Below are 23787 nucleotides of genomic sequence, written 5' to 3'. Positions count from 1 at the left end.
GGAGCGTGTAGATGCGAATTCAATCATTGGCGATATCAGGGGGGATGATTGCGTGTTGGGTGTGTGTTGTGACGTTGTTGTTCAATAGTTCTCCAGCACATGCTCGAGTTGGGGCTCAAGCACCTGAAATTAGCAATGAAACGTGGCTTAACTCGGAGCCCCTTCGCTTAGCAGACCTTCGTGGGAAAGTCGTGATGGTGGAGTTTTGGACATTTGGATGTTGGAATTGCCGCAATATTGAGCCCTATGTAAAGGCGTGGCATGAAAAATATGCAGCAGAGGGGTTTGTCGTGATTGCGATCCATTCTCCAGAGTTTCAATATGAACACGATGTGAGTCGAGTTGAAGACTATATCAAGAAGAAACAATTACCCTATGCTGTGCCGATTGATAATGATTTTACAACGTGGCGTCTATTTCGAAATCGGTATTGGCCAACGCTTTATTTAATTGATAAGAAGGGTATGATTCAGTATACCCGAATAGGCGAAGGTGCCTATGAAGCTACTGAACATGAAATTCAGCGGTTGCTGGCAGAAGAAAATTGACAAGTCCCAGAAAAAATCCGCAAACAATGAAAAAAGATCAGTGATTGACACATGAAGGAGACAGAAGTATTTCATGAAACTTCCGAAAAGGTTACGGTGAGCGTTTCTTGGATTTTTCCCGTTTCTTTGAGGTTGATCGAAGCGCGGCATCATAAGAACGTGTGCCCCATGCCGCAGCTTCGTCAGGGTCATCGAGGATTTCCTCTGGGGCCATGTAATAAGACATTTTTACGACTTTGTCGCCCTTACAGTATTCAAATGGACCTAACCCCCGTGCCTCAAAGTCTTTAGCTAATTCGGCGTCAACTTTCAGATACAGAACGTCATCTGCCACAAGTCCGAACATCGTTTTTTTGAAATAGATCCCGTACCCTCCGAACATTTTTCGTGCGTGAATGGGGCCAAAGCGAACGAAAATCTCCTGAAGGTATTCAATAAATTGGTTCATGTTATTCGACTCGTTGTTGTGTCAGGTTAATTCTACGGCCTATCACGATTACAGTGTAACTGATGAGAACGTCAAATGGAGATATAGAACGGTCAACAATGAATGCTCTAACGTTCTCGTATCTTTATTTGATGTGCTATAGATGACGGCGTTTTCCGTTATCAATTATAGAGGACAAGTACGTTACGTTTTATTGCCGTGCGAGTACATAAGGGCTCGTTGATGTCGAACGCCATGTGTTACATGTTTTTCATGCCTACTATCCAAAGATCATAATCTTCCAGGATGGAAAGCCGATAAGTAGGAAAGATTTTATGTGTGTATTGTTGTGCAGGCGGTGGGCGGGCGGATGTACTCAATGCCTGAAAGGCAGCTGCTCGGCATTTGCCAGGACATACGTTAACAAAGGAGGGTGCACTTGAAGGTTTATCGAAATTTCACGAAGATACGATTGCAAGCCATGTTGCTGATGTTTCTTGTTGTCGTCGGCTTCGGAACTGAAACTGTCAGGGCAGAAACTGATCATGATGGCCAGCTCTGGTTTCCGATTTACAATCGATTGCATTTGCCTGGAAACTTTCTTGGCTGGGTTGAAGTCAATCCACGGTTCGGGGACAACGTGTCAGAGATTGATCAACTCCTTCTTCGGCCAGCGATTGGCTATAAACTTTCCGAGTCATTCTCTATCTGGCAAGGCTATGCCTGGGTGACCAACTACGAACCGCAGTTTCGTGATGAGCATCGATTGTACCAACAGCTAAGTTTTCGGCATGCCTTTACGGACTTCAGAGTTTCCAGCCGAACACGGTTAGAAGAGCGATTTATCCGGAACGCACGAGGAACGGCGCTCAGAGCTCGGGAGATGGTTCGGGTAGATGTCCCATTTGGAGCGGAGAAGCGTTGGGGTGTTGTGGTGTATGATGAAGTGTTTGTGGGGCTCAATACTCTTCAAGGTGGACCGGAGTCCGGGTTCGATCAAAATCGAGCCTTTCTTGGAATCAGTCATAAATTAAGTGATTCACTGAGTGTGGACTTCGGTTATCAAAATCAAGCCATTAACAGACAAACAGGACCGAATGCCATGAATCATATTATTTTGATGCAATGGTTTGTCGATTGGGGCAAGTAGGACACAGGGTTTCCTCTCGCGTACGGGTGTTCATCTCGAAGGCAAATGAACGTGTGTGCATGACAGGTGGAGTGCCTAGCGCCATTGCCAACTCTCGGGAAGGAAGGTGTACAACTCAATCATTAAGCGAGCGCCGTAGGTCGGGCCGAAGTCTTTGCTGTTGAGTTGATCGTTCCAGGTTTCAAGGGTAAAGGGATGGGCCCGTATAGCCACGGAGTAAAAACGTTCTTCAAGTGAGTCGCCCAAGACATCTAAAAATATACCGGAATCAAGAGTCACGCCAACTTCAACCTCAAAGAGCGGAAAGTGATCCTCTCGCATCCACCCATAGCTGACTGATCCCTGTGCAATGTGTGATTCCGGCGCCAGCGCACGAAGTGCAGCGCCCTCCCATACCCTTGAGTATCGATACATTCCTGAAAAACGCAGTGGGCCGAAAACTGAAACCCACCAGGGTTTCTCCTCACCGGATGGGCCGTGGAGCATTTCGATTGGCGACCACCGGCGTACGCCCATTCGTCCGAAGACCTCATGATACAAACTGCCAGACGAGACTCCCAAACCGGCAAATACGATTCTGTCCATCGAGCCAAGCGAAAACCATCGATTCAAGGTGCCGGTGATCATAAAGTCTGTTTGCCGACGCTTTTCGCGAACCGGGACCTTGGGGATGCCTTTCAACGTTTCATGGACAACTTGGTTTTGGAGGTAACGTGTAGGTTGATCGCGTGTTGGGCCGGCCCCAACCGTGAGATTCGTACTCCAGCCTTTCAAGCGTTCGAGATGTTCGGTCCAACTAAACGTAATCTCGTTAAGGCCGATGGTTTCTCGGATATCGTTAAATCGTTCCCCTTCGCCATTAAACTCAGTAAACCGATTTAAGGTCAGACCCAGTTGCAAGGCCGGATATTGGTCGGGATAGGCGAGTCCTCCCCAATGCGCATTGGGCGCAGGTGCTTCAGCGTGGACGACGTGATGAGACAAGAGAAGTACGAATAATGATGCCGATACATAGCCAATTCGACGCGCGTGTTTCACAATATTTCGCATAATGAGAATTGCCTGTTTATGAGAAGATGAATAGGACTGTCCTGGCGTCAGCTACCTGCATGCCCTTATTGAACATTTCCGGGTGAAAAGAATCCGTTTGTATTACGCTATCAGGTAGTCGGCGCTTGCTTGCCGTGTGAGTCGAGGGGGAGGTGACGATTACGTACAGACTTAACAGCAATTGCCACTTATAATATTTTTAAAAGAAATTGTCCAGCCATCACCTGAGTGTGTCGGTCTGCTCTTTGAGAGCCATGACATGCGGCAGGTTATAGGTGTGGACGGATCTTAAAGGGGGTCGGCTGGATTGTGAGGAACGATAGGATTGTATGCTTGGTGAATGGTGCAGATGTTATTTCTGTTGTCGACACCCTAATTGGTGGAGGTCAGGTCTGTGAAGATTCAATCGCTTCGCCAACAGTGACAACCAGTTCTCGAAAATTACACGGTTTATCAACGACGGCATAGGCTCCGAGTTCCATTGCCTTCTGCTTGTCTTTTTGTTTCAACACTCCACTGAGCATGATAACTGGCGGGGCTGTTCCATTATGATTGCCCGTGACTCGTTCGAGGAGTCGTAACCCACTGAGTATTGGCATGTGGTAATCGGCAATAATGAGGTCTGCGTGGTTTTCTTCTAGCCAGGCTAACCCTGCAGCTCCATTTTCAGATTCCGCGCATTCATAACCGGCGGACTCTAATGCTGCTCGAACCGTTCTTCGAACGGCCGGCTCGTCATCAACGATGAGCACGCGTTGTTTTCTTTCTTCAGTAGGACGGACCATCCTATGCGCTCGTCAAAATCTTTATGAGATGAAAAATAAAGAATGATTGCCTCGTGTTTCGTTAAATATACTGTATTCTTCATGGGCTTGGCTATTATTATCCTACCTGTTTCCATACGAGAATGAGAGGAGCCTTGTTCATATTTGGTCATTCTCCAATGGGATAGTGCCTAAGTTTTGAGCAGATTGTTGAGCTGTGTACTCTATGCCAATGGAAAACTGCGCCTTGTCGTTTCTTCCGATGGCGTCCTTGTGTTGTGAATGTTTGTACTATTGCCTCTCCAAGAGGAATGAATATGAGTACGAGATGAATACCGTGGATACTACGATTCAATTTGGGAAGGTTTCAATGTCATCGTGAGGACGTGTCGCAAGTATCGAGTCATCTGGGGTTTGCTGTGGGTCTGGCCTCCTATCGCGATACTACTGTTTAGTGCCAGTTGTGCCAGTGTCGATTTCGGATTGTATAAGCCTGGAGGAACAGAAGAGGACTTTAGTCGCGACGAAACTGCTTGCCGGAAAAGCCTGGGATTGGGAGGAGAGAGTCGTATCGATCCTTCGCAGATCTTGGTCTTCTTTATCCCGCGTTACAAAGATGAAGTGAGAAGCTGCTTGCAAGAGAAAGGGTGGAGACTGCGTCCATATGGGACATGATCTGCAGCTCTCGTGTCTTGTGTAAAGACATGACGGGTTCTTTTGTATTCATGCATTCCCTTCCTCTCGCAGCGGTATACGCGTGGGCGTTCATGGGCATTATTAATATCCTGCCGATTGAGTGAGTTGAGTCATGTCAAAGATATGATACGGCACAATATCACACGGAGCCCCATCGCCTTGTTGATCAATCCACATGTCAAATGCTCCATCATGATCGCCATCTTCCCAGTATAAGAGAGGAAACTCTTTGGTCTCGACGACGGTATTCCAATATTCATTGTATTCTGACAACACAATCTGACGGGCAGTCTTGTAATCGATCGTTCCATTTTGTTGTCGCGAATACGATCGGGTATATAAGCCCGTGATGATATTCACATCTTCGTTGACGAGAAAGTCTTCTTCTGGCTCTGCGTGTAAGGTTTTGCGGTGGGGTGTTGTGTGGGTGCGTGTGTCCGATGTTTGGACCCAGGCACATTGACTGGAACGATCATGTAATTCATTCGGGCCAGCCCGCGCCGAGTCCATCCCTTGGGCTGGTGTCAGCAGCAAGATTCCTAAGAATATACCAGTGAGTATTGCGGAGTGTGTTTTAGGGTGTAGCTGTTTCATGATCATGTCCTTTCTGTTGTACGAAGAGAAAGATCTCCGTTTGGGGCTTTGGTGTTTGCTTCGTAGTAGCGCTCATGAATGTATAGAGCAACCTGTGTGCCAGGAAATGTTTAGGCCCTTGCAGTGGGGCCGGAGAGAACGCCCTCATTGGACAAACAGTGGCTTAGCGTGTGGTCTATGCGAAGAAATCAGGAAGGCCCTTGCTTGCATGTGAGCAGAAATTCTTCGCGAATCTCGGTGGGTTACGTGAGGGATTGGTCTGTGAACGCGATCGTGGTTTCGGTCTATTGTTTCTGTCCAAGAACATAATCGTCATGTCATTCACGAGCACTGGCTCGCAGCCATTCTGGAGTCACGATGCCTGTCAGTTCAGTGTCTGGCAACGTGACGGCCTGTCATCCATGTCAACGACATATCTATTGGTATACGAAATTGTATCCGATTCGATACAACGGCTGTAGTCGGGAGAGCATGGCTAACTTTCTGTTATGAGCAGTCAATATTTTTGCATCTCTCGTTTCTCTATGGTGTGGATGCTCGATGTCGAATTCCTGAATAGAGAGAGATGGAGATCGAGTCAAGCTGAAGGGACATGGTGCATTTTATGCATTTACAACATATAGGAGAAAACAGCGAGACTGGATAGGCGCTTGAAACGTGTGAGTTTCAAAATTGAAAGTCTCTCGGTGAATAGCACGACATGAATTATCCACCTACTGACTAAGGGGGTAACATGTTTTCCACGCTCATCCCATGCTTGTTTGCAGCCTATCTTTATGGCGGGTCCACGATGGCGGCGTATGATTACAAGCCTGTTCACATTGCGCCGCCTGAATGTCAATTCAAGGCCTATATTACGGACAACAACAACTTCACACTCATCCTGCTCAACCCAAGCCTGGCGACCACGGATGCTGCTCAGATTCGGGTCGAAATTCCTATGCCGAAAAGCGATGGCTGGAAACGATTTCAATATTGGTGGGGGTCTGACCGTGCCTATATCGAAGGAAAAGAGGTCTTCATCAAGCATGGACCTGTCAGTGTGTATTAGGCATAATCGTGTAGAAACAGGTTTGGGAAAATAATCGTGCGACTCATGTGAAAACTCCCTGTTTCCAGAAATATTCTGTTACAGTAAGTTCTTCAGTGTATTTTCTCTCGTCAGACGTTTCGTGTGTATTTTCGCTATTGAAACCGGCAAGCTGCGTGTGGACACATGCAACTTGCGTTGTCAGTGGATGAACTCGTTGGTTGTGCGATAAGGCTGTGAAGCTTCATCGACTTCTACCACGAAAGGTAAAGATTTTCGCTTCTGTATGATTTCTTCGTTCGTCAGGTTCTACAAAAAGACTGTTATCGAGAAGCCGCTGTTTGTGCTAACAGTCATCTTTCTTCTGTTCGCGTTTTTCATCACCTACAGCACTGAGCTGAAACTTGATGCCTCATCGGAATCGATCGTGTTGGAGAACGATCAGGATTTGAAGTATTACCGCGCGACGCTCGATGCCTATGGATCAGATGACTTTTTAATCATTACCTACTCGCCCCAAGCGGATGTGTTCTCGCCGAGGTCGCTTACGGAACTCAAGTCCCTGCGGAATGAATTGTCAAAACTCGAACGTGTTGAATCCGTGGTGACGGTCTTAGATGTCCCCTTATTAAATAGCCCGAAGGTGACGATTTCCGATCTGACAGATGGAGCCCCGATCCGGACGCTGGAAACTCCTGGAGTCGATGTCGAACTGGCCCGCCGAGAATTCTTGGAAAGTCCGATTTATCGAAACAATCTTGTGAGCCCTGATGGACGAACAACGGCACTGCAAGTCAATTTTAAAGCTGATGAGCAGTATCAACGCTTGTTACGTGCCAGAAATCAGCTTCGCGAAAAGAAGATTGAATCCGGTTTGACGACCGAAGAGCAGACGACATTAGAAAAATTGTCCGCGGAATTTTTGGAGGCTCATACACGCGTCATTGAAGCGCAAAGCTCGAATGTGCAACGCATTCGGAAGGTCATGGAGCCATTTCGTGAGCAGGCGCAACTCTATCTTGGCGGGGTCCAGATGATCACGTCAGACATGATTAGCTTTATAGAACACGATATTGTTGTGTTTGGATTGGGAGTCACCGGTCTCTTGATTTGTGCGTTGGCACTCTTTTTTCGAAAACTCAGGTGGGTGCTGATTCCGATGTCTTCATGCCTGATTTCTGTCAGTCTCATGGTGGGCTTGCTTGGGTTTTTCAACTGGCATGTCACCGTGATCTCGTCAAACTTTACCTCGCTGCTCCTCATTGTCACCATGTCATTGACGATTCATCTAATCGTACGGTATCGGATTTTACGTGAACAATACCCAGAGAAGAATCAGCAAACCATTGTCTTCGAGACGATGAACACGATGCTCATGCCGTCGTTCTTTACGGCAATGACGACAATTGTGGCGTTTTGTTCGCTTGTCGTCAGCGGCATTCGTCCAGTGATTGATTTTGGGTGGATGATGACGATGGGTATCGCCTTGGCCTTTGTGCTCAATTTTCTCTTCTTTCCGTCTGTGCTCTCACTCATCCAACCTGAGCAGATTGTGGCTCGACGGGATTTAACAAGAAAATTTACTGCTGGCATCGCGTCATGGACTCTTGGACATGCGAAAGTGGTGATTATCGGGTGCGTGGTGCTTGTTGTCATCAGCATTGTCGGTATTTTTAAGTTAAATGTCGAAAATCGTTTTATCGATAACTTTAAAAGTTCAACGGAAATTTACCAAGGTATGGAATTGATCGATTCGCAATTAGGCGGGACGATTCCTCTTGATATTATTATTGAGGCGGATGATGCCTTTTATGCATCACGAGAGAACGAACAGGAGGAGAGCGATCCGTTTGACGATCCCTTTGCCGAGGACGGCACAACTGACGAGATCACCTATTGGTTTAATGGAGATCGGTTAGCGGTAGTTGAAGAAATTCATGATTATTTAGAGCAGCTGCCTGAAGTGGGAAAAGTTCTCTCTATCGCAACTGGCATGAAGGTCTTTAAGCAGCTCAATGATCAGAAAGTGCCGGAAGATTATGAATTAGCCGTACTGCGAAAATGGACACCAGACGATGTCAAAAATGCGCTGATGAATCCCTATCTTTCTCCCGACGGGAATGAAGTTCGGATTACGATGCGTCTCATTGAATCCGCCCCGAACCTTCAGCGAAAAGAACTGATTGAACGGATACGGTCCTACCTCGTTGATGAGATGCAGTTTGCTGAAAAGCAGGTACATCTGACGGGAATGGCGGTGCTCTACAATAATTTACTCCAGAGCCTCTATACGTCTCAGATTCTGACATTGGGAGTGGTGTTCGTCAGTATTTTAGTCATGTTTATGCTTGCCTTTCGCAATCTCGCCATTTCGTTCATCGCAATTATTCCGAATATTCTCGCGGCGGGAGTGGTGTTGGGGGTTATGGGTTGGGTCGGTATTCCGTTGGATATGATGACCATCACTATTGCTGCCATTGCCATTGGTATTGGCGTCGACGATACGATCCATTATGTGCATCGATTTCAAGTGGAATTTCCCACCTATCGGAACTATAGAGAAACAATACAGGCGTGCCATAGCAGTATTGGTATCGCCATGTATTATACGTCACTGATTATCACAGCGGGATTTTCAATCTTGGCTCTCTCAAGTTTTATCCCCACGATTTATTTCGGTGTCCTCACAGGAGTGGCTATGCTCACGGCACTCATGAGCAATCTGACATTACTTGCCGCATTACTCTTAGTGTTTAAACCGCTTGGACCAGAACAGAAGCTGGAGCATGCCAAGGTCTAATGTAGGACAGAGTGGGTTGAGAGTTTTCAAAAGGAACGTCAGGCAATGGCCATCGCTCGTGAATACAAGGTCGAAGTGATTACTGAGGGCGTGCTGGGCAGTTTACTGTTCGGAGCCAGCAAGCTTCCGATTGAAAAAATGGAAGAACGAATGAATGAGCTCGGTCGGCAGGGCTGGGAGGTGACCTTTATGGTGATCGAAAAAAAGCGACTGCTGTTATTTTGGGAGCGGGAGGCTGCGGTCATTACGTTTTCACGCGCACGGTAGTCAAAAGTTTCCATCCCCTTTCTTTCGATGCTGAAAGGGGACGGACACCTCTTCATGTATCTGAAGTACCATCAAGCCGATTCAATAATGGCGGCTGGTGCGGCTGTCATCACGGCTTGAATGCTCTTTTTCATTGATGGTTTGGACGCATACATTTCACTTTTCCCGATTGGTTGCATATTTTTGGCAATCAACACGAAATAGTGCTTCCCATTTTTCGCGACCTTCTCTTCATACTGCTTCGCAAGCTTCGCGTTGGCCTTCACTGATGCAATGGCTCGACGGCATCCCGACGGGGAGTGGTAGCCTTGACTTGCCAGAATAATTTCTCCGCTCCGGGCTTTTAAGCGAAAATACGCTTTCCCATTCTTTCCCTTAAACACTTCAAACTTCGGGTGCTTCATGGCCATAGGAATTCTCCTTTGGTTGATCTGATGAGATACTGGACCGTACCTAAGTAAACGTTGAATGCTATTGTGCCATGATCATATGAAATTGCAAAGCCCCGCTACAATTCCTTCCTCTCGTTTTGCTTGACCTCGACTCCCACGAAATCAGATACTCCTGCTTGAGATACGCATGACGTATCCAGCAATGCGTCAACGTTTTACGTTCTAAGGCATGCGGACATCACCGCAGTGCGTCAACATATATGGAGGACACATGAGTGCATACACAACGTATAATGATGTCGCAGTTCCATCGTTCATGTATGGAACGGCATGGAAAAAAGATGCGACGGCTCAACTTGTTCAGCAAGCGGTGACATCGGGGTTTCGGGCGATTGATACCGCCAATCAGATTATTCACTATCAGGAAGCGCTGGTGGGTGAAGCCTTATTGGCGTTGGCCGAACAGGGGGTGAGGCGGGAGACGCTTTTTTTGCAGACGAAATTTACTCCAGTGAATGGGCAGGACCACCGAACCCCGTATGATGTCGCTGCCGATATTACGACGCAGGTTGAACAATCGTTTCAACGCTCGTTGGAGCATTTGCATACGGAGTATGTCGACTCCTATGTGCTGCATGGGCCCTATTCGCGTGGAGGATTAGGTGCGGAAGATTGGGAAGTGTGGACGGCCATTGAACGTCTCTCTCAATCAGGTAAAGCAAAAACGATTGGTGTGAGCAATGTCAGTGCTGGACAGCTCCGTGTGCTCTGTGAGAAGGCAGAAGTTAAGCCCATGTTCGTGCAGAATCGCTGTTACGCCGTCTTGGGATGGGATAAGGAAGTACGAGAAATTTGCGATGCGCACAAGATCATCTATCAAGGATTTTCGTTATTGACGGCGAATCAGGATCTTTGGGCCGATGCGCAGATTCGGGCCATCGCAGAGCGGTTAAGTCTTGGCCCTGCACAAGTGATTTTTCGATTTGCGCAGCAAGTTGGCATGCTCCCATTGACAGGGACGACAAACCAGCAACATATGAAAGAGGATCTGGATGTTGAGAAATTTTCCCTGTCCCCTGAGGAAGTGCAGAGTATCGAAATGATTGCCGTTTGATTATCTCGTTGCGGTGAACCAGATGATGCTTCTTGCCGTACGATGTGGCTGTTCGTTACGCAAGGTCTGGTTTGTGTTGTTCCTCATGCTGCTTGGTGTTGTGTCCTGGTCTGCCGCCGAGACCAAGGACAAACCTGCGCTGATGTTGGCTGAGGTGTATCAACACGGTATTGATGTCAGCCAATATTGGGTGAGTGAAAAACTTGATGGAGTGCGAGCCCGGTGGGATGGTCAGCAGCTCATTTCACGAGGAGGAAACGTGTTTGCGGCTCCCGCTTGGTTTACGGAAGACTTTCCTGCTGTTGCTGTGGATGGCGAGTTGTGGTTGGCGCGCGGGCAATATGAGAAAACCTCTTCGATTGTGAGAAAACACGAACCACATGAGGGATGGCGGAGTCTCCGTTTGATGGTGTTTGATCTGCCGGAACATGGCGGTGTTTTTGACCAGCGCGTGACGGCCATGCGGCGTATGGTTGAGCAAACCGATTCTCCCTACCTTGCTATGATTGCACAACAGCTGGTGAAGGGGGAAGAGGCGTTACGGCAGCGGCTTTCGGAAGTTCTCGAGCAAGGTGGCGAAGGCGTAATGTTGCATCGTAAGATGGCTCGGTATGCACGTGGTCGAACTCACGATGTGCTCAAATTGAAGCCGTTTCTGGATGCCGAAGCAACGGTGATTGGCTACCGGCAGGGCAAAGGTCAGTTTGCCGGTCAGGTTGGGTCGCTCCAAGTTCGAACCGATCAGGGAGTGGTCTTTTATGTTGGTAGTGGATTAACGAATGAGCTAAGACGTCATCCTCCGCCTCTGCACAGTCGAATTACATTTCGTTACCAAGGATTGACGAAAAACGGTGTTCCTCGTTTTCCGGTATTTCTGCGAATACGGAAAGAGCGGCCTGAATAGACTGTGCTTTGAGGTTTTGCAAAGACTAATACCCTTCCCGCTTTATATATCGATTCATGAGAGATACCTTGTCCCGTTCGCATGTCCGTGTGAGCAACTGATGATGTGAGGCCGAATCAGTTGCCGCATCCAGATGCCATTGCTGGCAAAGCTGTATCGTATACATAAGAGAGGCTGCCGTTTTGAGCAAAGCGAATCCATATTCATAGCGATCATTCTCTTCCTGCGACAAACGTCTTCCGCTCAGGGTCTTGAGTGCCTCTACAGTAAAAGGGGTGAACTCCCATTCTGGCTGTTGTAACTTTGCGAGGCCGATTGAATCTACAGGCTTGGTACTTCTTCCATGGGGATCTTGGGCAAAGGTCACGAGCCCACGTTGAAATTGCGGATTATGATGTAACGACTCATGAAAATACGATCGCCAGGGTTGATCCGCTAAATCCCTGTTCACGGCTGTGACGACGTCCTGGTTCATGGCTCCGTTCACTGAATGTCCTTGCACGATTCGTCCAGCGTTCAGTAGTTCGGGGTGGTCATCGCCCATTCTATCCGGATAGGCCAGCGTGCCCATCATGGGCGAAAGTTGCAAGGCCATGTAATCACGAAAATGGACCTGTTGGTATTCGGCTAAGAGTTGCTGAAGGGTCCGTTCATGGCAGAGATGGAAGGGGTAAAAGAGTACGTTCAAGATACAGTCGGTATACGGTTGGTCAGCTTTGACGATTGATCGAGAGCTAGGCGAGCTCCTTGACGACAACCTTGAATATAGGCGGTTTCCGAGCGAGCACAGGCTTGAGTACGTTGCTCTGGTTTGGCATAGAGGGTGAGCAGTTCTTCTCCGATTGCATAATGGCAATCACGTTTATGTTGTTCGGGTATCTGTCGACAAAATTCAAACGCATTGTCCGAAGCTCGACCAGACACGTTAAGGAAATTTTTCACAACACCAGCAAAGCAACGATTTTGGTATGCGGTCGTTCCTAATTGGCAAAGGTGAGCCGACTGTTCAATGTTCCGCAAGGTGTGGCCGGATATGTCTCTTCCCATACTTTGGTAGCATGTCGGCCTCATGCCCTCCGGGGCTTTGTCGCATTCGCGAAAGGCCTTCGCGAAGTCGTACTTCGTTAAGTGTAAAATAATCGAAGTTTGCATCATGTAACATTCTCGCAAATACTTTTCATCAAGGTCCGAGCATGGATACAGGGGATTGTTGGGTTCGATAAGTTTGACTTTCTTGTGCTGGGTGTTCTTGCCATGATGACCGCTATGTTGTTGCGAGCCGTTGATGCCAGTGATCACGCCTTCCATGAAGACCCCACCATAGCAAGACTGTTGATCCCATGCCGTGTTCAACGTGTCGCACATGGCTAACGCCTGTTTGATGTCATGATTGAGATGCATCGTCAGGCCATGGCCTAACCCATGAAAACAATTGAAATATGCGAATCGTCCTTTTTCTTTCTCCAGTTTGGCGTCGCAGATGGCCACCACATCATGTGGTTGAATATGCGGTTTGCTGGTGAGATAGGCTTCCAGCGCACCGTGATAACATCCCGATTGATGGGCAGGCGTGCATTGCGACATGACAGCGGTGACGTCCTTGAGGTGATGATAGGACATCCGTCCGACATGATGAGTGAGATTATGGGCTTCGCGTAACGCCGCGTGATCCTTCTTGACGATTTCTTCGATTACTTGAAGGGCTTGCTCCGTTCCTAGTTTTTCCAAGACGGTTTCCAATGTCTTTTTGTAACAGGGAATATTCTCGTAACAGGTTCCATGAGGAGGAGTCCCGGGAGCGGCTGATGGTTCAGGGGTGATATGAAGATGTTGAGGCTGCGTTGGGGATTCAGCCTGTTCTTTGACTGTCGTTGTCTGGCTTGTGCCCGTGTGAGGTAAGAGACCTCCGATGATCAAGAACATGCCAAGGCTGAACGCCAGGCGTTGAACCCACTGGGTGGTTGTCCGATTCACTCTGTGTGTGTTCAAGAATCCCTGAGTCTTATGTATCATGTGTGTCAGTGGTTGTGAGTATCTATGCGTGATCAAGACGGGCTGTTATATCTCGAATAGCCTGCAACATGGCATGTTGCCTTCCCGTTGAAAAAAAATGAATAACAAATGTGACATGAGACGTGTGTGGAGTCAAGTGTCGATGACGTAAAACCATCCTCTCTCTGTTGCTTTGCTCTTAACTTGGCAACATAGATGAGAAGGATTTCAGAATGGGGCTTTCTTGAATCTCGTTTCTCAATTAAGCTAAGCACAATGCTGTTGATCAGTGATGATGAGTGCCGGGACGCAAAGGTGGATGCATGGCACCGTCGAGATTGTGAATCGTTCTTTTATTTTGGAGGCTAGGGAGAATGCGGAAACGACAATTCACGACAATGCTGGTCATGTTGGTTGGCTCGATGTTGCTGAGCGGGTGTCTATACACCGATATTCAGGTGCCGAGAGCGTATCGTTCGGCAAGTCCGATCGATGTAAAAGCCAAAGCCACAGATAACGTGGTGATTGGGGAAAGTTGTAATCGAGCCGTGTTATTTTTAGTGGCCTGGGGAAATGGAGGGTATGTGGGAGCTATAAAGAATGCCTTGGCGAACGAACCCACTGGTTCCATTCTTTATGATGTGCATGTCGATGTCAAAGCCACGGCGTATGTCTTTGGCTTGTATACGCAGACATGTACTGTCGTGACGGGAAAAGTAGGCTCCGTATGAAAGTCGTTCTCATGCTGATGGGGCTGTGTGTGCTTGCCTCTGGATGTTCCTCGTTGCAACGATCGGCCTACGAAGCTCGTTCTGGCCTGATTTTTGTTGGAGGATTCGTGTTGTATTATGACTCTGAGGCACCGCTATCCTATCAAACCCTAACGCACAATGAGAGGCCTGACGATGTGGTTTCAGTAGGAGAAGTCATGGGCGATAGTTGTCAGCATGGGCTCTCCATTCCCATTATCTTTTCCGCGACAGACCGTCTGAGCGTTTCAGGGGCTAAGGGGGACGGAAGTTACAAGAAAGCACTGCTCCATATCAAAGAGCAGCATCCAGATCTGACAGGATTATATGACGTCAAGGTAGATGTGCATAAATGGTCCATTTTGACGTACAGCCGGGAATGTACGGTTGTGGTGGCTCAAGGATTTACACGCCCAACTGCCAAGGATCCATGCGGGTATCATCTAAGTGAAAGAAAAGGGGTATCTCGTAGGTAAAAAACGTATCTCGTCGTTCGTATCTCGTATTTCGTAAGAAGAATCTTTTGTCTTTTCTTCACGAGATACGCTTCACGAGCAACGAGCGACAATTCAGGAACGACCTACCTACACCGTCGCTGGAGGACTTTTTCAACATTCTCTAGATTTCCTATTTAGTCATTGGAGAGGCACAGGCCAAATGCGTATTGAGAAACGACAGCACCCGGGCTTCGTAGTCTGCCGGTGCAAACTGGTATATGTCTTGATGGTGGGCTCCTTTTACGAGCCAGAGTTCTTTCGGAGAATTGGCCGCCGCAAAGAGGGCTTTTGTTTCTGACGGGAGTGTATGTTGATCGCGTGTGCCTCCTATCACAAAGACAGGGACTTCTAGAGAACGAATTGAATCGATAGGGCGAAGCTCTTTGAGGTCTACCCCATATTGTAGCTGCAGCTGAAAGAGCAGGGGATAGGCTAGGAATGGCGAAAATGTGCCAACGCGCTGACGAATGCGGTTCATGACAGCGTTTTCAAGTCTTGAATTTACCGCCTCGAGAATCAGAACATCTACGTTGAGGGCGGGGCCATTTAAGACTGCTGAGACACCTCCCAATGAAAACCCTATGAGACCGACCGGATTCGATGGGTTTTGTTGTAAGGCAAATTGAACTGCGGCTTTGACATCGTCTTGTTCCAGGTCTCCAAACGTGATGGTTTGGCCTTCGCTTTCCCCGTGAGCTTGAAAATCGAACAGCAATAGTGAGTACCCGGCCTTGCGTAAGAATGGCGCTCTACCCGCCATACTCGCACGGTTGCTACGAATGGCATGCGTCAGGATCACGGTACCGCAATCGGAACGTCCTGGTATGTACCAGCCAGCCAGACGTTTCCCTCTAGAATTAGAAAAATGTACGGATTGAGCCGGTAACAAAGTCGAGGGCGTAACGATCGTGGCTGGGGCAGGAGCCATGAGCCATGCTCCAGTCCAATACGTCCCTGCAAGCAGTATGAGGATAACCAGAAAAGAACCTAATAAAAAGATTTTGAAGTATTTCATAGATCTAGTGCACAATAGAATTCGAAATAATTCTGAGAATCCATTCATTCTACCCGAAACACATGTAGGATAAGTTCAGCCAGGCAAAAATTGGCACAAAAACACTTTTCGCGAGATACGAAATACGAGCAACGAGCAACGCGCCAAGAATGTTGGCAACCGACTTTTTCAACAGACGCGCCTTGCCAAAAATGTAGGGCAGCCATTACCGTAGAGAATCTCAACAGTCCTATATTTGTACGTTTATTGAAGGAGTCAACATTATGGCCGAATTTCACTATCAAGAAATCTTTGAACATGCAGTCGATAAAACCAAATATCGCAAACTGACGTCGGACTATGTTTCCACGGCAAGCTTTGAAGGTAAAGAAATTTTAAAGGTGAAATCTGAGGCCCTCACTCTCCTCGCACGTGAAGCCATGGATGACGTCTCGCATTTACTTCGAGCCAGTCATCTTCAACAGTTGGCGAAAATTTTAGATGATCCCGAAGCCTCGGATAATGATCGATTTGTTGCGTTGGAATTACTGAAGAACGCCAACATCGCCGCCGGCCGAGTGCTACCAGGTTGCCAGGATACCGGTACGGCCATTGCTCTCGGCTACAAAGGACAACAGGTTTTTACAACTGGCGATGATGCGGAAGCGCTCTGTCGTGGAATTTATGACGCGTACGATCAACGGAATTTGCGCTATTCGCAAATGGCGCCGCTTGATATGTACACCGAAAAAAATACCGGCAATAATTTGCCAGCGCAGATTGATCTCTATGCCGAGTCTGGTTCGAACTACCGTTTTCTGTTTATTGCCAAAGGCGGGGGGTCAGCGAATAAAACCTTTCTGTATCAGGAAACCAAAGCGCTGCTGAACCCGAAATCTCTGATGCAATTTGTCGCGGAAAAAATCCGTACCATTGGGACCTCGGCTTGTCCACCCTATCATTTGGCATTGGTGATCGGTGGTATGTCCGCGGAGTTTACTCTCAAGACTGTGAAGCTGGCCAGTTGTCATTATCTGGACGATCTCCCCACGTCCGGGAATGATCTGGGCCGTGCATTCCGAGATATCGAACTGGAAAAGGAGATTTTACAACTTTGTACAGAGACCGGCATTGGTGCGCAATTTGGAGGAAAATACTTTGCTCATGATGTGCGCGTCATTCGTCTCCCACGACATGGCGCGTCGTGTCCTGTGGGACTGGGTGTGTCGTGTTCAGCCGATCGACAGATCCTCGGCAAAATTTGTAAAGACGGCGTGTTTCTTGAACAACTTGAAACCCACCCAGCCCAATACCTTCCTGAAGTAATGGAAAAAGATTTGGAAGGGGAAGTGGTAAAGATCAATCTCAAGCAACCAATGGCCAAAATTTTAGAAGAACTACGCAAGCATCCCGTTGCCACTCGTCTCTCATTGACTGGCCCTATCGTCGTTGCTCGGGATATCGCACATGCACGACTGAAAGAACGTTTGGATTCAGGTGAAGGCCTGCCTCAATATCTCAAAGATCATGTCGTGTATTACGCTGGCCCTGCGAAGAAACCGGAAGGCCATGCCTCGGGCTCGTTTGGACCCACCACTGCAGGACGCATGGATTCCTACGTGGATCAGTTTCAGGCCGCAAGCGGAAGCATGATTATGCTGGCCAAAGGCAACCGTTCTAAGCAGGTACGGGATGCCTGTGGCAAGTATGGCGGATTCTATCTAGGCTCCATTGGCGGTCCTGCCGCACGACTTGCCGAACACAGCATCAAAAAAGTCGAAGTGCTGGAATACGAAGACCTCGGTATGGAAGCCGTCTGGAAAATCGAAGTCGAAGACTTCCCCGCCTTCATCGTCGTGAACCACGAGGGGAAGGATTTTTATGCTGATCTTGCGGATCAACGGCCGCCAGCGTTAGTTCAAGTTGGAAATGGAAAGAATAAGTGAAGTAGGTTTGCGAGGCCTTGAAGTCGTTTTCCAATATGACATTTCATTGTCGGACTGGAAGCTGCCCTTTAGTCAACACGTCAAATAATGGAAAGCTGGTTCTTCTCAGAATAAAGCTGTGACTATATAGAGTGGCTAATTTGGGACTCGAAACATTGCCATGAGACGACCAATAATAAGTAGGGTCCTTTCCTGATTCCTCATTTTCATGTTCATCTCTATTCTCGAATTATAAGACTGCACCTTTTGCCTCTTTTGGTTTGACTGTTAGATCTCAGCGGTTGCACTGGACAGGTCTCAGCATGACATGTACAATATCACGTACAATTAAATTTGGAGGCTAAGCACATGGATGCCATTACTTATTCTGCTGCGCGAGCTAATCTTGCCAGTACGATGGACCGGGTGTGTGATGATCATGAACCTTTGATCATCACACGTAACAGTGAGCAATCTGTTGTCATGCTGTCTTTGGAGGACTATAAATCTCTCGAAGAGACCGCCTATCTTCTTCGTAGCCCAACGAATGCTAAACGTCTTTTGTCTGCAGTGGAACAATTAAATGCTGGCAAGGGAGTGGCACGGAATCTGGGCAAGTGAAGCTGATTTTTGCCGATGAAGCATGGAAGGATTATCTGTATTGGCAGAAGCAGGACAAAAAGATAGTTGAACGCATTAACAAATTAATCTATGAAACACAGCGTGAACCGTTTGCCGGTATCGGCAAGCCTGAACCTTTAAAACATGCACTTTCTGGATTTTGGTCTCGTCGTATCACCGATGAACATCGTATGGTGTATCGCATAGAAGGCAATGCGTTGCTCATTGCCCAGCTTCGTTATCATTATTAATCTGCTTCTGACCTCAATACACAAAAAACTCGCGCTCCATGCTCCGTGAGACCTTCTCACCCGTGCAACTCAGGCTACAGGGGAAGGGATTACACCGACAATGAGTCGAGGGTTGGAATTTGTGGCCGCTAGTGGTGCCTATCGAAATCTGCGTTCTATGAAAGGCAAAGTTGGACTCAAGTTAGATTTAGAAAAACTTCGGCAGGATCAATGATTGCCTCTCCCCTTAAAGCTGTGTCATTCCTCCGTCGACAGTGAGATCGATGCCCATGATGTAAGAGGAATCATCCGAGGCTAGGAACAAGGCGGCCTTGGCGACTTCTTCGGATGTTCCCATGCGTTTCATGGGATTCTCACCGGCAAAACCTTCTTTGATGCCGCCAACAGCTTCTTCCGGAAATCCCAGTTTATCAAAGATTGGCGTATCAATCGGCCCTGGGGCGAGGGCATTGACTCTGATCTTGTGTTCATAGAGTTCGCCCGCCAAGGTTCTAGCGAGACTGCGCACGGCGGCTTTCGTGGCGGCATAGACATTGGTGGCGGGAAACCCTTTTTGATCGGCAATTGAGGTGTTGAAAATAACCGATGCGCCTTCATTCAAGAGCGGCAAGGCTTGTTGCACATTAAAGAACAGGCCTTTGAAATTCACATTCACCATCTGGTCGAATGTGGCTTCATCCATTGACATGAAGGGGCCAAAGGTCGCTACTCCTGCATTGAGAAACAGCACATCGATCTTCCCAACGTCTTTTTGGATATTGGCATAAAGCGTGTGTATATCATTCATATTCCCGGCATCCGAAACAAACCCGATACTGGTTCCTCCGATATCTTTAACGGCGTTGTCGACGGCTTCTTGCCGGCGTCCCGTAATGACGACGGTGGCGCCTTCATCCTGGAAGAGCTTGGCGGTGGCCAAGCCAATGCCGCTGTTTCCTCCCGTGATGACGGAAACTTTTCCTTCAAGTTTGTTTCCCATGACCTCTCCTTTTTTCGTGTTGTTCGTGGTCACCCTAAAATGTCAGGATCATGCGCTACTGTCAACTTTCCTAGGCAGATGAGCTGTCGGAAGGCACGATGAGAAAGAGAAGAGGGTTATTTAATTTGTGTATAATGACAGCCGACTCCAATACGTGTTGTCTGTATTTCTCAAGACGTCAGTCTTCTCTATGTCTCTTGTGTTGACCACTGATCCGAAGAAGAAGGTTCTGTATATTATCGTATTCTTTGTGTTGCTCTACCTTATCGTAGAAGCCACAGGCCTGCGTTCAAAGCTTTCACCAGAGACGATTAAGGATCTTTTTCTTGAACATACCTTCTGGGGTCTCGTAGTCTTCTGTGTCGCCTTCAGTATTGGTAATCTCTTGTATGTGCCAGGGTGGGTGTTTTTGGTAGGTGCTGTATTCGCGTTGGGGAAAGAATGGGGCGGCGTGGCGACAATTTCGGCTGCCATGTGTTCGGCAACTGTCAGCTTCCTTTTGATCCGCGCTGTCGGTGGTTCGGCTCTTCGCAGTTTCAACAACAAATGGGCCGACAGGATATTCAGTCAATTAGACGAACGTCCGATTCTTTCCGTAACGCTCCTGCGCATCCTTTTTCAAACGTTACCGGCTTTAAATTATGCGTTGGCGCTTGCCGACATTCGCTTTCGACATTATATGCTCGGAACGATCCTTGGGTTACCTCTTCCTATTTTTCTCTATTGTTATTTTTTTGAGGTGATTTTTCAGCACCTACTCAAAGGATAAGTGTCATAGTCATACTGACCGTTCTTTCGTGCTCTCTAATATGTAACATGCTTATTTGGGGGCATCAGGTAAATCCGCCTTAGGCGCATCCCATATTCGTTTCCACACCCAGCGAAGCACCTGTCCCCAGTTCGTGGTCGAGGCTCGTCTTGCGCCGGCAATTGGTACTATGCGTGCTTGCTGATTGGTCCCGATATTAAAACTAAACGCATAGTTTGGCTCCATTCCCATGCGAAGATCGGAGATGACAATGAAATTGTCTTGCTGTCTGATTCCCCAGAAGCCTTGCGTGAACCACTGCAGCCCTTCGACGGGTTTATGTGTTGTGAGTGTGTCTAGAAAATGCCGGTCACTCGGAAAATATGTGAGCTGAAGATCTGTGGAGGGGCGGGCAATCGAGTAAAATCCTTCTGCATAGCCGTCCTCCTTCATAATGAGTATTCTCCAGAGAAGCGTGTTGATCGGGGTCGGTTGAACGAGCATCTGCGTGTAGGGAATTTGTTGTGTGGATAACTGTTCCTGTGCGAAATGTGTGACATGCCATTTAGCGACGACTGTCCACGATAAATATAATGTACTGAGTATTAGGCCGAGTGTGTTCGCTGTATGTCCAAGGCTTTTTTTTCGGCTCATGATGAGTGCGCCGATCACCCCAAGTAGCAGTGGTGTCGTATAGACGGGATCAATGATGAAAATCGTAGACCACATGATTGGATGATTGGAAAACGGCCAGAAGAGTTGTGTGCCGTATGCCGTAAAACTGTCCAGCAGCGCATGAGTGGCAAAGGCGAGATAGACCAAAGTCATCCACCCTCGTGTATGGTTGGCGAGTTGTGGGTGGAGTCGACGAATGATCCATACCACGCAGGGTGTGAGAAGGGCTAAGGTGAACAAGGAATGAGAAAACGACCGGTGCGAAATAAAGGACGTTACTGGGTCATCAAACGGAATGAAGACGTCAAGGTCGGGAATGGTGCCGCAGATTGCTCCCCACCCAATAGCTTTGTTGCCAACTTTTCGTCCCAGGGTTGCTTCTCCTACTGCAGCTCCGAGTGCGAGTTGAGTTAAAGAATCCACGGTCGTGCCCTTGTCATCTCACGAATCACCATATTCCGCTTTTTGGGGGAAATTCTCATACTTCAGCATCTTATCAGAGGATAATGGTCTTTGTGGTCCATTCCGATGCAACAGGCCATGAAGGGCGCCCTTAGCAAGGCACCTTGATTCATGGGTTTCCACCTAGTGACCTCATTTGCCTACATAGCTATGCCTGCCATTATCTGATAAATTGGTGATGACTATTCGTCCCTAGTCTGGATCCGTTCGCTTTCCCCCCCTCCCTCGTTCGCGATCCTTTCCAGCCTACGCGGCGTTCACACCTTTAATACGGAGGATTCATCTCATGGCATTGCATTCATTGGCCCTTCGGGTTGCATGCTGTTCCATTTTCATAGCCGGAACATTTGCGACATCGGTCCAGGCCCAAACAGCAGACGACAGTTCAGCAATGACGGTTTCTGACGGGACAACAGTTTCGATGGAATACACGTTAACGTTAGAAAATAAAGATATTGTGGATACGAATGTTGGAAGAGAACCTTTGAAGTTTACTCAGGGTTCCCACCAAATTATTCCTGGCTTAGAAACCGCTCTTGAAGGCATGAAAAAAGGGGAGAGTAAGCAAGTCACGATTGAAGCAAAAGATGCCTACGGAGAGCCAAGAGCAGAAGCCATCCAAGAGGTTCCTATCGATAAAATTCCACCTGAGGCCAGAAAAATTGGAGCTACGCTTCAGGGAAAAAATGCACAAGGTGGTGTTGTCCATCCCCGCGTGAAGGAAGTGAAAGAGCAAGTGGTGGTCTTGGACTTCAATCATCCATTGGCAGGGAAAACGCTTAATTTTGATGTGAAGATTCTGGATGTTGAGCCGACAGCTACGCCGTAATCCAATTCTCGCTCAATCCATTCTTTAACGCGGACCTTGCTTCTCAGCGGGGTCCGTGTTTCCTTCTTCGGGCATTCTATGCGGTAAGCGTCGTGAATCAGTTGTTGTTTTTTCTACCCTGCTGGAAGCCTCTTTACTTTCGCCTCACTGGATTCACTCATTTTCGGAAAATTCCGTTATGGTTCGACGGCTATATCGACAAAGGCCGGAAAACTATCGGCTCCTTGAATATCCGTCACGCGCAGTTTGAATCGAAATATTCGAGTCGATTCGACGTAGGGAGCAAGAAAGCTGGCTTTTGCCGAGTACGGGTCAAGAAGAGGAACGTTACTCCCGCCAATTTGCGACCAATAGTACTGAAGCGAGCCGCCCTCTGGGTCAAAGCTACGTAGGGCGTTGAGTTGGACTCGAGCGCCAGATTGAACGGATTTATTCTTCCCTGGGTCAGCCACTGGAGATTCATTGGGTTCGTCTTGAACTTCCACGACGACGGCAAGTGAGGCTTCTTTTCCACGATTTTTCACCGTAATGGTCGTTTTTCCGTTTCCGACCAATTGCATGAGGCCGTCAGGGTTAATCAACACAACCTTCTCATTGGAAGAGTGGTACGTTGTGCCGGAGGATTGCCTACGGATGGGGCGTGTAATGCCGTCGGCAAAAATCCCGATGACGGGAAGCTCGGCGATCGTGCCAAGAAAGTCAACCTTATCGTAGACCGTGGCTCCAGCAGCTCGTCCAAAGGCAAGGGGTTTGTTAGTTTGAAAATCAATTTCGATTAATTCGGCTTCCGGCTCGATCGTCAAGAAGACTTCATCAAAAATCGCCCATTTCTCATCATGAAACTGTCCTCCTGCCCGGTCTCCGACGGCAAGTAGGCGTAATTGACCGATGGCGGTCTCTGGAATCTTGATGGTTCCGCCAAAGGGAGGATTGTCTGATTGAGTGGACGTCCGCGCAAGGTTTTCATCGATTGATTCCAGAAGCATATCTTCATGTTCCCAATACCAATAGAATTTTGCTTGAATTAGGTTACTGAGGTCTTGCGGGTCCAGCCGCACGGTAATCTCTTGCCCTGGTGTGAATGTGCTGTCGTTTGTGGGTTCAAGAATCGTGAAGGCCAACCCGTTCCCGCCAATGAACAAGGTCATGCCCATGGGCAGGACAAGAAACTTTAGAATCCAAGAGGCAGAGTGATGATATGTGCATGGAATAAACATCGGCAGTTCTCCGAAAGCTCAGTCAATGGGTCGGAGAATGCGATAGCGCGATTTCCCAAACCCGCTTGAGGCTTTTCTCTATATGTTGAATGTAGTGAGTGACGCGTCATTT

The 23787-nt window shown here is 47.9% G+C and carries 26 protein-coding genes; 15 read left to right on the top strand and 11 right to left on the bottom strand.

Annotated elements, in window-relative coordinates:
- Positions 1-11: 11 nt before the first annotated feature.
- Entirely contained in the window at positions 12-548 is a 537-nt protein-coding gene (locus ACWHX8_RS18700) for a redoxin domain-containing protein (protein WP_447969650.1), read from the top strand.
- A 91-nt stretch (positions 549-639) separates the two neighbouring features.
- Here the strand turns inward: ACWHX8_RS18700 and ACWHX8_RS18695 are convergent, their stop codons facing one another.
- Positions 640-996 carry a TfoX/Sxy family protein gene (locus ACWHX8_RS18695; RefSeq protein WP_447969649.1) on the bottom strand — a complete coding sequence of 119 codons (357 nt, stop codon included), beginning with the start codon at positions 994-996 and terminating at the stop codon, positions 640-642.
- A 418-nt stretch (positions 997-1414) separates the two neighbouring features.
- Between ACWHX8_RS18695 and ACWHX8_RS18690 the strand changes: the two genes are divergently transcribed.
- Positions 1415-2125 (top strand): DUF2490 domain-containing protein, encoded by a 711-nt coding sequence (locus tag ACWHX8_RS18690; RefSeq protein ID WP_447969648.1) that lies wholly within the window; start codon positions 1415-1417, stop codon positions 2123-2125.
- 75 nt (positions 2126-2200) lie between these two features.
- Here the strand turns inward: ACWHX8_RS18690 and ACWHX8_RS18685 are convergent, their stop codons facing one another.
- A complete protein-coding gene (locus tag ACWHX8_RS18685) occupies positions 2201-3175 on the bottom strand; it encodes a hypothetical protein (protein WP_447969647.1) in 975 nt (324 codons plus the stop codon).
- A 386-nt stretch (positions 3176-3561) separates the two neighbouring features.
- A complete protein-coding gene (locus ACWHX8_RS18680; RefSeq protein WP_447969646.1) occupies positions 3562-3960 on the bottom strand; it encodes a response regulator in 399 nt (132 codons plus the stop codon).
- Positions 3961-4317: 357 nt separating this feature from the next.
- Here ACWHX8_RS18680 and ACWHX8_RS18675 point away from each other — a divergent pair, with 357 nt between their 5' ends.
- A complete protein-coding gene (locus ACWHX8_RS18675) occupies positions 4318-4614 on the top strand; it encodes a hypothetical protein (protein ID WP_447969645.1) in 297 nt (98 codons plus the stop codon).
- 102 nt (positions 4615-4716) lie between these two features.
- On the opposite strand, the gene ACWHX8_RS18670 is transcribed toward ACWHX8_RS18675, so the two are convergent.
- Positions 4717-5229, bottom strand: a complete 513-nt coding sequence (locus ACWHX8_RS18670; protein ID WP_447969644.1) for a hypothetical protein — start codon at positions 5227-5229, stop codon at positions 4717-4719.
- A gap of 733 nt (positions 5230-5962) precedes the next feature.
- Between ACWHX8_RS18670 and ACWHX8_RS18665 the strand changes: the two genes are divergently transcribed.
- The 3 genes from ACWHX8_RS18665 (at position 5963) to ACWHX8_RS18655 (ending at position 9326) form a co-directional block, all read left to right on the top strand.
- On the top strand, positions 5963-6280 hold the full coding sequence (locus ACWHX8_RS18665; protein ID WP_447969643.1) for a hypothetical protein: 318 nt from the start codon (positions 5963-5965) through the stop codon (positions 6278-6280).
- Positions 6281-6602: 322 nt separating this feature from the next.
- Positions 6603-9059, top strand: a complete 2457-nt coding sequence (locus tag ACWHX8_RS18660) for an efflux RND transporter permease subunit (RefSeq protein WP_447969642.1) — start codon at positions 6603-6605, stop codon at positions 9057-9059.
- Positions 9060-9104: 45 nt separating this feature from the next.
- Positions 9105-9326, top strand: coding sequence for a DUF4177 domain-containing protein (locus tag ACWHX8_RS18655; RefSeq protein ID WP_447969641.1), 222 nt, complete (start codon positions 9105-9107; stop codon positions 9324-9326).
- 71 nt (positions 9327-9397) lie between these two features.
- Here the strand turns inward: ACWHX8_RS18655 and ACWHX8_RS18650 are convergent, their stop codons facing one another.
- On the bottom strand, positions 9398-9736 hold the full coding sequence (locus ACWHX8_RS18650) for a YegP family protein (RefSeq protein WP_447969640.1): 339 nt from the start codon (positions 9734-9736) through the stop codon (positions 9398-9400).
- Positions 9737-9989: 253 nt separating this feature from the next.
- Between ACWHX8_RS18650 and ACWHX8_RS18645 the strand changes: the two genes are divergently transcribed.
- Together ACWHX8_RS18645 and ACWHX8_RS18640 are read left to right on the top strand one after the other, a co-directional pair.
- Positions 9990-10832 carry an aldo/keto reductase family protein gene (locus tag ACWHX8_RS18645; RefSeq protein ID WP_447969639.1) on the top strand — a complete coding sequence of 281 codons (843 nt, stop codon included), beginning with the start codon at positions 9990-9992 and terminating at the stop codon, positions 10830-10832.
- A 22-nt stretch (positions 10833-10854) separates the two neighbouring features.
- Complete coding sequence (locus ACWHX8_RS18640; RefSeq protein WP_447969638.1) at positions 10855-11736, top strand: DNA ligase; 882 nt, start codon at positions 10855-10857, stop codon at positions 11734-11736.
- 25 nt (positions 11737-11761) lie between these two features.
- Here the strand turns inward: ACWHX8_RS18640 and ACWHX8_RS18635 are convergent, their stop codons facing one another.
- Positions 11762-12424, bottom strand: coding sequence for a hypothetical protein (locus ACWHX8_RS18635; RefSeq protein WP_447969637.1), 663 nt, complete (start codon positions 12422-12424; stop codon positions 11762-11764).
- Positions 12421-13749: a hypothetical protein gene (locus ACWHX8_RS18630; RefSeq protein ID WP_447969636.1), complete on the bottom strand. Its 1329-nt coding sequence runs from the start codon at positions 13747-13749 to the stop codon at positions 12421-12423. The genes ACWHX8_RS18635 and ACWHX8_RS18630 overlap by 4 nt, the downstream gene beginning before the upstream one ends.
- Before the next feature lie 353 nt (positions 13750-14102).
- Here ACWHX8_RS18630 and ACWHX8_RS18625 point away from each other — a divergent pair, with 353 nt between their 5' ends.
- Positions 14103-14459 carry a TRL domain-containing protein gene (locus ACWHX8_RS18625; protein WP_447969635.1) on the top strand — a complete coding sequence of 119 codons (357 nt, stop codon included), beginning with the start codon at positions 14103-14105 and terminating at the stop codon, positions 14457-14459.
- Positions 14456-14953: a hypothetical protein gene (locus ACWHX8_RS18620; RefSeq protein ID WP_447969634.1), complete on the top strand. Its 498-nt coding sequence runs from the start codon at positions 14456-14458 to the stop codon at positions 14951-14953. Before ACWHX8_RS18625 ends, ACWHX8_RS18620 begins: the two co-directional genes overlap by 4 nt.
- A gap of 151 nt (positions 14954-15104) precedes the next feature.
- Here ACWHX8_RS18620 and ACWHX8_RS18615 read toward each other — a convergent pair whose 3' ends face one another.
- Positions 15105-15989 carry an alpha/beta hydrolase gene (locus ACWHX8_RS18615; RefSeq protein WP_447969633.1) on the bottom strand — a complete coding sequence of 295 codons (885 nt, stop codon included), beginning with the start codon at positions 15987-15989 and terminating at the stop codon, positions 15105-15107.
- A gap of 263 nt (positions 15990-16252) precedes the next feature.
- On the opposite strand from ACWHX8_RS18615, the gene ACWHX8_RS18610 reads away from it, so the two are divergent.
- From ACWHX8_RS18610 to ACWHX8_RS18600, 3 genes are all read left to right on the top strand, one after another.
- Positions 16253-17914, top strand: a complete 1662-nt coding sequence (locus ACWHX8_RS18610; RefSeq protein ID WP_447969632.1) for a fumarate hydratase — start codon at positions 16253-16255, stop codon at positions 17912-17914.
- A 348-nt stretch (positions 17915-18262) separates the two neighbouring features.
- Positions 18263-18514, top strand: a complete 252-nt coding sequence (locus ACWHX8_RS18605; RefSeq protein WP_447969631.1) for a type II toxin-antitoxin system Phd/YefM family antitoxin — start codon at positions 18263-18265, stop codon at positions 18512-18514.
- Positions 18511-18765, top strand: coding sequence for a Txe/YoeB family addiction module toxin (locus ACWHX8_RS18600; RefSeq protein ID WP_447969630.1), 255 nt, complete (start codon positions 18511-18513; stop codon positions 18763-18765). Before ACWHX8_RS18605 ends, ACWHX8_RS18600 begins: the two co-directional genes overlap by 4 nt.
- A 226-nt stretch (positions 18766-18991) precedes the next feature.
- Here the strand turns inward: ACWHX8_RS18600 and ACWHX8_RS18595 are convergent, their stop codons facing one another.
- Positions 18992-19744 carry an SDR family oxidoreductase gene (locus tag ACWHX8_RS18595; RefSeq protein ID WP_447969629.1) on the bottom strand — a complete coding sequence of 251 codons (753 nt, stop codon included), beginning with the start codon at positions 19742-19744 and terminating at the stop codon, positions 18992-18994.
- Between the two features lie 190 nt (positions 19745-19934).
- Between ACWHX8_RS18595 and ACWHX8_RS18590 the strand changes: the two genes are divergently transcribed.
- Positions 19935-20513, top strand: coding sequence for a TVP38/TMEM64 family protein (locus ACWHX8_RS18590; protein WP_447969628.1), 579 nt, complete (start codon positions 19935-19937; stop codon positions 20511-20513).
- Between the two features lie 51 nt (positions 20514-20564).
- On the opposite strand, the gene ACWHX8_RS18585 is transcribed toward ACWHX8_RS18590, so the two are convergent.
- On the bottom strand, positions 20565-21590 hold the full coding sequence (locus ACWHX8_RS18585) for a metal-dependent hydrolase (RefSeq protein WP_447969627.1): 1026 nt from the start codon (positions 21588-21590) through the stop codon (positions 20565-20567).
- A gap of 325 nt (positions 21591-21915) precedes the next feature.
- Here ACWHX8_RS18585 and ACWHX8_RS18580 point away from each other — a divergent pair, with 325 nt between their 5' ends.
- Positions 21916-22458 carry an FKBP-type peptidyl-prolyl cis-trans isomerase gene (locus tag ACWHX8_RS18580; RefSeq protein ID WP_447969626.1) on the top strand — a complete coding sequence of 181 codons (543 nt, stop codon included), beginning with the start codon at positions 21916-21918 and terminating at the stop codon, positions 22456-22458.
- Between the two features lie 176 nt (positions 22459-22634).
- Here the strand turns inward: ACWHX8_RS18580 and ACWHX8_RS18575 are convergent, their stop codons facing one another.
- Positions 22635-23675: a PKD domain-containing protein gene (locus ACWHX8_RS18575; protein WP_447969625.1), complete on the bottom strand. Its 1041-nt coding sequence runs from the start codon at positions 23673-23675 to the stop codon at positions 22635-22637.
- Positions 23676-23787: the final 112 nt, after the last annotated feature.

Source organism: Nitrospira sp. M1 (assembly GCF_965152605.1).
Note: the sequence above shows the minus strand (reverse complement) of the source record. Positions and strands in the feature narration are given on the sequence as shown.